The sequence below is a fragment of the Halochromatium sp. genome, from assembly GCF_054919635.1.
This window is the reverse complement of record NZ_JBUDPI010000185.1, coordinates 1-7,213: the sequence shown is the minus strand read 5'-3', so window position 1 is coordinate 7,213 and position 7,213 is coordinate 1. Positions and strand designations below refer to the sequence as shown.

Genomic DNA, 7,213 nt, shown 5'->3' with positions numbered 1-7,213 from the left:
TCCATGCGCTCGCCGAGCTCGGCAATCACCTCGTCGGTTCGCCCTTCCAAGAACTTGATGCTATGCGCCACATCAACCGCATAGTCGTCCGCGCTGATCAAGCCGACACAGGGGCCGGTGCAGCGTTTGATCTGGTGCTGCAGGCAGGCTCGGGTGCGCGTGCGGTAGAAGCTGTCGCGACATTGCCGCACCGGAAACAGCTTCTGCAGCAGTTGCAGGGTTTCACGCACCGCCCAAGCGCTGGGGTAGGGGCCGAAGTAGCGCCCCTCGCCCCGACGCGGCCCACGGTAGAACGACAGCCGTGGGAACTGATCCTGGGTACTCAGGTAGATGTACGGATAGCTTTTGTCATCGCGCAGCAGCACATTGAAGCGTGGGCGATGGGTCTTGATCAGGTCATTCTCGAGCAGCAGGGCCTCGCCCTCGGTGCGAGTCACCGTGACCTGGATATCGGCGATCTGCGCGACCATCACCTGAAGTCGACGATTCAGCGCCCGGCCAAAATAGCTGCCGACCCGGCGTTTCAGGTGCTTGGCCTTGCCGACATAGAGCAGCGTGCCTGCGGCGTCGAGCATGCGATAGACGCCAGGCTCGGCCGGGATCTGCTGCAGCGCGGTGCGATGATCAAACGACGACATGGTAGGCGGGATTGTAGCTGCTACGATCGCAAGTGGGCTGGTCGCCACCAGAAGGCTCCCGTATCCTCGATGGATGCACGCTCCAGACTATCAAGGCGGCAGCATCGTTAACCTGATGCAGTCGCTGATCCAGGCCCGCGGACATCAACCGCCCGATGCCGAGCCCTATCCCGAGGCCAATCTGCTGCCAGCCGCCGAGATCAGGAAGGCCCGGCATCTCGTGCTGCTCATCATCGATGGGCTTGGCGACGACTGGCTACAGCGGCGCGCACCGGATGGGCTGTTAGCCCAGCATCGGCTTGGCGCCCTGACCTCGGTATTCCCGCCGACCACGGCATCGGCCATCACCAGCTATCTCACCGGCGACGCCCCGCAGCAGCACGGGATGACCGGCTGGCACATGTGGCTCGGCGAGCTCGGCAGCGTGCTCGCGGTGCTGCCCGGCACACCAAGATACGGCGGCAGCGGCTATGCTCAGGCTGGTGTCGATCTGCGCCAGCTCTATGGGCATCGCTCCGTGTTCGCGGCCTTGGACACCCCTTCGGTGGTGATCTCGCCCAAGACGATCGCCCGCTCGGACTACAACCTCGCCCATCTGGGGCCGGCCAGACTGCATCCGTACAAGGGTCTGAGCGAACTCTTTCGCGGCATTGCCAAGGTGCTGAAGCAGGCGCGCTCGCCGACGACCATCTATGGCTATTGGCCCGAGCTCGATGCCATCGGGCACAAGCAGGGCATCGAGAGCCCGCAGGCGCTGGCCCATCTGGACGCGATCGAGCGCCAGCTGAGCAGCCTGCAGCGGCGTCTGGCAGGCAGCGACAGCATGCTACTGATCAGCGCCGATCATGGCCAATTGGACACCCCGCCAACGCAGCTCATCGAGCTCAGTTCGATGCCGGAGCTGGTCGACTGTCTACGCATTCCGCTCTGCGGCGAGCCGCGCGCGGCCTACTGCTATCTGCGACCCGACCAGTCGAGCCGCTTCGAACAGCTTTGCGTCGACCTGCTCGGTACCGACTTTGAGCTGTTCCGCAGTTCGGAGCTGATCGAGCGCGGCCTATTTGGACTCGGGGTCGCCCATCCAAGGCTGCGAGAGCGCGTCGGCGATTATTGCCTGATCGCTCGCGACCGGGCCGCACTCCACCACCAGCTGATCGGCGATAAGCCATTCGAGCAGATCGGGATTCACGGTGGCCTGAGCCGCGCAGAGTTGATGGTTCCGCTGTGCCGCTTCGATCTCTGAGCTGATAAAGCGGCGCACGATAGGCGCGACTGTCACAGACCACGCGTTATACTCTCGCGCCCGATCGGCCGTGACCGATGCCATCACCTGCTGTTGAAGGACCCCCAAGATGGACGTCGTCCAGATCGTTCTGCTCGCCGTAGTGCAGGGCTTTACCGAATTTCTCCCCATCTCGAGCTCGGCGCACCTGATCGTCACGCCGACCGTCTTCGGCTACGCATTGCAGAGCCTAGCCTTCGATGTCGCCGTGCATGTCGGCACCCTTGCCGCCGTGATGCTGTACTTCCGCCAAGAGCTCACCTCCATGGCAGTGGCGATTGGCGGCTCGATTCGGCGACGCTCGCTGGCCGATCCCAGTGCGCGCCTGGGCTGGATGGTGCTGATCGCGACCCTTCCCATCCTCGTGCTCGGCCTTCCACTCAAGTCCCTGCTGGAATTCCTTCGCGAAGACGGCCAGCTTGTCGAGCTGGTGATCGCTAGCACCACCCTGGGCTTCGGGTTACTGCTGTGGCTCGCCGATGCCGTCGGAAAACGCAAGCGCGACGAGTACCGCTTAGGCTGGGGCAGCGCCCTGTTGATTGGGCTCTTTCAGGCGATCGCCATCATTCCCGGCACCTCGCGCTCAGGCATCACCATGACTGCTGGGCTCCTATTGGGACTGACACGCCAGGCCGCATCGCGCTTCTCCTTTCTGCTCTCGATCCCAACCATCCTGATCGCCGGCTTGCTGCAGACAAAAGAGTTGGTCGAATCGCCCGACCCCGTCGCCTGGGGCCAGCTCTGGCTCGGGGCCGCGCTCTCATTCATCGTCGCCTATCTGACGATCCACTTCTTTCTGCGCTTTATCGAGCGCGTGAGCATGCTGCCTTTTGTGCTCTATCGGCTCGTGCTCGGGTTACTGATCTATTGGATCGTCTTGTTCTAGGAGGACTCGTACATGGCGCAGCTCTTCGCCTCTGGCAAGATCATCGACATCATCTTGATGCTGGTTCTGGTCGAGATGGCCGCACTGGAAATCGTGTACCGCATCACTAGACGCGCTCCCAGCTTGATGCAACTCTTACCTAACCTCGCGGCTGGATTTCTGTTGCTACTCAGTCTACGAGCTGCCATAGCTGATCTCAGCTGGTACCTGATCGCTCTACCACTAGGGCTCGCACTGATCGCACATGGTTTCGACCTCATGGAACGTTGGCGCAGCAATGAAGCGTGGAGACAGCGGAAGCAATGATTCACACACAAAAAAGCAGCCCTTTGGCTGCCGTTTGCGCGTCACGCTGGGTCACACGTGAGAACGGGTGACCCAGCGCTCCATCTCTTAAGATGGCGAGCCTCTTGAACGCTAAACGAGGCTGATCTGCTCCGAGATCATTTGGCTGACGGCTGGAATGCCATCGCCCAGCCAGTTGAAATCCGCCGTGCTGAGCAGGATGAAGTGGATCAACAAGCCCAGGATGAATAGGAAGATAGCGATTGCCACCAGGGTGCGGCGCGGATCGAAGATTTGCCAGAGCTTATGCATTTCAGATTCCTCTGCGTTAGTCGCTAGGTCGTCGAGCACCGTATAGCACAGTGCTCGCGATGCCGGGTTCGCAAGCGCGTTCGCTCTTTACAGCCAGGGGCGCCAGATCCAAGCCAGTACGTGTGCAAGAATGACGACACCAAAAAAGGCGGTCATGCTAGACGTGAAGATGCCGTGGAACTCCTGGGCCTCTTCTTCGGTCAGTCCGGTCAGGCTCTTGGGATCAGCCATGGATTCAACCTCCGGTTTTCTAAAAGGGCCTCTCGGCCATCGACCGCGTACACCCCCGCGGCGGGGTTGCCCTTTCGGGCTTGCCGCACCAAGCGGTTTCGCTCGGTATCAGCAGGCACCAACAGACGGTGCTTTGATGACAGCCAATCAATGACTGTCATCGATCACATCATTTCAGTTCATCGTCCGAGCGGCCGGCATAGCCGACATGTTCGATGCAGGCGCCTGAACCGAGTTACCTCCGAGCCAGTTGAAGTCCGGAGACGCCAACAGGATGAAGTGAATCAGCAAGGCTAATACGAACAGGAAGCTGAACAGCGCCATCAGGCTGCGGCGCGGATCAAAGAGCTGCCAAATACGATGCATGGATTGTCTCCTAGTGAAGTGTGAAAGCCTGTCTTGAGCAAGGCATTCACACCGTAATATGACTCAACTTAGCGAACGCCGTCTTACAGCCAGGGACGCCAGAGCCAAGCCAGCACGTGAGCAAGAATGACGACGCCAAAGAAGGCGGTCATGCTAGACGTGAAGATGCCGTGAAACTCTTGGGCTTCCTCTTCGGTCAGGCCCGTCAGGCTCTTGTTATCAGCCATGGAAATCACCTCTGTCGTTTTTCAGATTTGACCTTTCGGCCATCGGTTCCGCCCAGCCGGGCGGGGTGGTCCATCACCCTGGATATTCCTACCGAGACTGTGGAGCCGGCGGATACTGCAGCGGAGCCGGCGGATAGCGCATCATTGACGGCGGTGGGTACTGCAGCCGCGGCGGATACTGCTGGGTCTGTTGCTGTACCGGAGCTTCTTCGGCAGCCGGAGCTTCAGCTGCTGCTCCCTCGGCCGGGGCCGCTTCTGCCGGTGCTGCTCCCTCAGCAGGTGCCGCTTCTGCTGGCGCTGCTTCCCCGGTTGCTTCCTCAGCGGGTGCAGCTTGTGCCGATGCCGCCTCTTCGGTTACTTCCTCAGCGGGTGCCGCTTCTGCCGGTGCCGCTTCTGCCGATGCCGCCTTTTCGGTTGCTTCCTCAGCAGCCTTGGCAGCGGCTAACCCACCTTCAGGTATCGGTCCCTGTAGCGACGGATAGTCCTTCACCATCGGTGCGCCATAGAGAGGCTTGTAAGCACCCTGGTGGCAGGTGGTGCAGTACACCTTATAGACGTCGCCCAAAGGCCCCTTGCGGGAATCCGGAAGGATTTCGCTTAGCGGCACAACCCAATTGTTGTTCAGCTCTCTGACGTGACGGATCGCATACCAGGCAGTGGTGCGCTGTGGTGTGCTCTGATCCCAGGAGTAGAACGACCGTGAGTTGTGGCAATAGGTGCAATTGACACCCAGAGCGTCGGAGATATGCATCATCAGGCCATAGGTCCATTCTGCCTGCTTGATCGACCGACGATTTCCTTGCGGTAGGACGGTATCGCCAATAACCCGAATGTCATTGTCTTGTAGCAAGAATGGCGTGAACGGGTCATACGGCAACGATGCATAGGCAACCGACGGAGCAGCGATATTCTGCCCAGTCGGCGCTAAGGCGGTTGGCTGACCCGGACCTGGATCGGTTACCCAGACGTATTCCGGAACCGGGTTCCCGCGATGGCAGGTGTAGCAGGTAATACCGGTATCGGCCACATGGTCCTTCCAGTGGGCGTTGGTATCCTGCGTCATCTGCAGCATCTTTCGGGAAGCGATCTTGGTGTAGATGCCGTCTTCCTCGAACCCACCATCACTGACATGGCAGTAATAGCAGCCTTGTTCCGGCGCCACCCAGTTGGTCAGAGCAACCATCAGCCGGTTGAACTCATTGACCGTAAGGTCACCTAGCACCTGGACGTTCTTGTACACGTCCTTCGCCAACGGCCCACCTTCAGCGGCAGCCGGGATGGGGTCCGGCGGCACATTGGCTTCCAGCGATGCCTGAAGCAGACGCGGGTTGTAGTTGGTCTGCATCTGCAGCCCACGGTAGCCGTTCTGGATCGTTTCCGGCGGTGGCGCCTCGCAGCCAGCCAGGATCGCCGAGGCGCCCAAGGCTGCGAGTATGACCGTCTTACGATTGAAGACCTTCATTGTGATACCCCCTGCAGCAGGGTCGGATCCTGGATCGTGATCTCTGATGGGTAGGGAGCCACGATGCCGTGCTTAATACCCCAGAGATACCAGTTCTCGACAACCGTACCGGTCAGCAGAATGCCAATGCCCGCGGTGATGACCGTGAGTACTGCGAACCACCAGGCCCAGCGGTGGATGGATTCCATCGTCGCGTTGAAGCCCATGGTCCAGCGCCAGAACAGCATGGCACGCTCAGCGGCGGTTCCGCGGCTGGTGATCTGATCGATCTCACGATCACCACCATAGCGCGAGACACCGAGGATAGTGCCGCCGTGCATCGCAAACAGCACTGCCGAGCCGTAGAGGAAGGCGATCGAGAGCGCATGGAACGGGTTGTAGTAGAAGTTGCCGTAGCGAATGGAGATCGCCGCCGTCCAGTCCAGATGCGGGAAGATCCCAAAGGGCACAGCCTCACCCCAGCTACCCATCAACACTGGACGAATAAATCCTAGCGTCAGGTAGAAGAAGATCGCCGCAGCAAAGGCCCAAGCCACATGGGTTCCAGTGCCTAGCGCAATCGCGCGCTGGTAGGTCCGAACCCACCACAGAATGATCGAGGCAGTCAGAAAGAAGCCAGCCATCAGCCACCAGCCACCATCACCCAAGGGCGGAATGCTCAATCCATAAGCTGGAGGTGGCGGTTCAAGTGCAAGCCAGAAGAAGTTCTTAAGGAACTGCATCGGGCTCCAATCGACCGACGCCAGCATATTGAAGCCAATGATCTCAATGGCGATAAAACCGCAGATCAGCGAGGCTACGCCGGCAAAGCCAAGGTAGATCGGACCGATCTGGGCGTCACCGATCTTCCCCAGCCAATATGAGAACCACGGAAAGACCGGTTTCCCGAGACGCGGCAGGCTACCTTCTGGGAGCTCGACACCTGGGTAGCCGGGCTCGCGGACTTGAACCCGCGTAAAGATGTTTTGATACTCAGCCATGTTGGTGTCCCCTTATGACCAGAACGGCAATTCGAGCCACCAGTTCCACCACTCTGGCCAGCCACGCGTCCAGAACGGACCACTGATCACGATACAGACTGCGCTCCAGAATGCAGCATTGATCGCGAGGAATAGACCGAGACGGTGGATACCGAGCGCACCGATGGAATAACCAACGAAGTCACGGAAGAAGGTGTTCTCGTGCTCGCCCGTCTTCACTGGCTCACCCTCTTGCGGATTCGTCATCGACAGAATCAACGAACCATGCAGGGCCAACGCAAGCGCGTTAGTGAAGAAGAACGTGATCGCCAGCATGTGCGCCGGGTTGTAATGGAAGTGCAGGTATTGGTAGCCCACATTGGATACCCAGTCGAGGTGACTGAAGATACCGTATGGGAAGCCATGACCCCACGCACCCAACAACACAGGGCGGATCACAACCAGCGTGACGTAGGCGAGGATTGCGAAGCCAAAAGCGATCGGGACATGCAGCCCCATGCCTAGCTTGCGGGCGATCTCAGCCTGGCGCAGTGCCCAAGAGACG

11 protein-coding genes are annotated in these 7,213 nt (G+C 59.8%); 3 read left to right on the top strand and 8 right to left on the bottom strand.

Annotated elements, in window-relative coordinates:
- Positions 1-638: GIY-YIG nuclease family protein (locus tag ACY693_RS11860; protein WP_462322034.1), on the bottom strand; the 638-nt coding region annotated here is incomplete at its 3' end.
- Positions 639-711: 73 nt separating this feature from the next.
- On the opposite strand from ACY693_RS11860, the gene ACY693_RS11855 reads away from it, so the two are divergent.
- The 3 genes from ACY693_RS11855 to ACY693_RS11845 all read left to right on the top strand — a co-directional run bounded on the left by ACY693_RS11855 (position 712) and on the right by ACY693_RS11845 (position 3,112).
- Positions 712-1,881, top strand: a complete 1,170-nt coding sequence (locus ACY693_RS11855) for an alkaline phosphatase family protein (RefSeq protein WP_462322033.1) — start codon at positions 712-714, stop codon at positions 1,879-1,881.
- A gap of 109 nt (positions 1,882-1,990) precedes the next feature.
- The gene (locus ACY693_RS11850) at positions 1,991-2,806 is read left to right on the top strand and encodes an undecaprenyl-diphosphate phosphatase (protein WP_462322032.1); all 816 of its coding nucleotides are present in this window, start codon (positions 1,991-1,993) and stop codon (positions 2,804-2,806) included.
- 12 nt (positions 2,807-2,818) lie between these two features.
- Positions 2,819-3,112: a hypothetical protein gene (locus ACY693_RS11845; RefSeq protein ID WP_462322031.1), complete on the top strand. Its 294-nt coding sequence runs from the start codon at positions 2,819-2,821 to the stop codon at positions 3,110-3,112.
- 111 nt (positions 3,113-3,223) lie between these two features.
- Here the strand turns inward: ACY693_RS11845 and pufA (ACY693_RS11840) are convergent, their stop codons facing one another.
- From pufA (ACY693_RS11840) to pufL, 7 genes are all read right to left on the bottom strand, one after another.
- Positions 3,224-3,403, bottom strand: coding sequence for a light-harvesting antenna LH1, alpha subunit (gene pufA / locus ACY693_RS11840; RefSeq protein ID WP_462322030.1), 180 nt, complete (start codon positions 3,401-3,403; stop codon positions 3,224-3,226).
- Between the two features lie 87 nt (positions 3,404-3,490).
- Positions 3,491-3,634, bottom strand: coding sequence for a light-harvesting antenna LH1, beta subunit (gene pufB, locus ACY693_RS11835; protein ID WP_462322029.1), 144 nt, complete (start codon positions 3,632-3,634; stop codon positions 3,491-3,493).
- Between the two features lie 174 nt (positions 3,635-3,808).
- Positions 3,809-4,000, bottom strand: a complete 192-nt coding sequence (gene pufA, locus ACY693_RS11830; protein WP_462322028.1) for a light-harvesting antenna LH1, alpha subunit — start codon at positions 3,998-4,000, stop codon at positions 3,809-3,811.
- 83 nt (positions 4,001-4,083) lie between these two features.
- Positions 4,084-4,227: a light-harvesting antenna LH1, beta subunit gene (pufB, locus tag ACY693_RS11825; RefSeq protein WP_462322027.1), complete on the bottom strand. Its 144-nt coding sequence runs from the start codon at positions 4,225-4,227 to the stop codon at positions 4,084-4,086.
- Positions 4,228-4,315: 88 nt separating this feature from the next.
- On the bottom strand, positions 4,316-5,689 hold the full coding sequence (gene pufC, locus ACY693_RS11820; protein WP_462322026.1) for a photosynthetic reaction center cytochrome PufC: 1,374 nt from the start codon (positions 5,687-5,689) through the stop codon (positions 4,316-4,318).
- Positions 5,686-6,669, bottom strand: coding sequence for a photosynthetic reaction center subunit M (pufM, locus tag ACY693_RS11815; protein ID WP_462322025.1), 984 nt, complete (start codon positions 6,667-6,669; stop codon positions 5,686-5,688). The genes pufC and pufM overlap by 4 nt, the downstream gene beginning before the upstream one ends.
- A gap of 12 nt (positions 6,670-6,681) precedes the next feature.
- Positions 6,682-7,213 (bottom strand): photosynthetic reaction center subunit L (gene pufL, locus ACY693_RS11810; protein WP_462322024.1); only part of this gene is annotated, 532 nt, incomplete at its 5' end.

Coding starts and splice junctions, on each gene's coding strand:
- ACY693_RS11855 (WP_462322033.1), top strand. CDS start 712: ATGCACGCTCCAGACTATCAAGGCGGCAGCATCGTTAACCTGATGCAG.
- ACY693_RS11850 (WP_462322032.1), top strand. CDS start 1,991: ATGGACGTCGTCCAGATCGTTCTGCTCGCCGTAGTGCAGGGCTTTACC.
- ACY693_RS11845 (WP_462322031.1), top strand. CDS start 2,819: ATGGCGCAGCTCTTCGCCTCTGGCAAGATCATCGACATCATCTTGATG.
- pufA (WP_462322030.1), bottom strand. CDS start 3,403: ATGCATAAGCTCTGGCAAATCTTCGATCCGCGCCGCACCCTGGTGGCA.
- pufB (WP_462322029.1), bottom strand. CDS start 3,634: ATGGCTGATCCCAAGAGCCTGACCGGACTGACCGAAGAAGAGGCCCAG.
- pufA (WP_462322028.1), bottom strand. CDS start 4,000: ATGCATCGTATTTGGCAGCTCTTTGATCCGCGCCGCAGCCTGATGGCG.
- pufB (WP_462322027.1), bottom strand. CDS start 4,227: ATGGCTGATAACAAGAGCCTGACGGGCCTGACCGAAGAGGAAGCCCAA.
- pufC (WP_462322026.1), bottom strand. CDS start 5,689: ATGAAGGTCTTCAATCGTAAGACGGTCATACTCGCAGCCTTGGGCGCC.
- pufM (WP_462322025.1), bottom strand. CDS start 6,669: ATGGCTGAGTATCAAAACATCTTTACGCGGGTTCAAGTCCGCGAGCCC.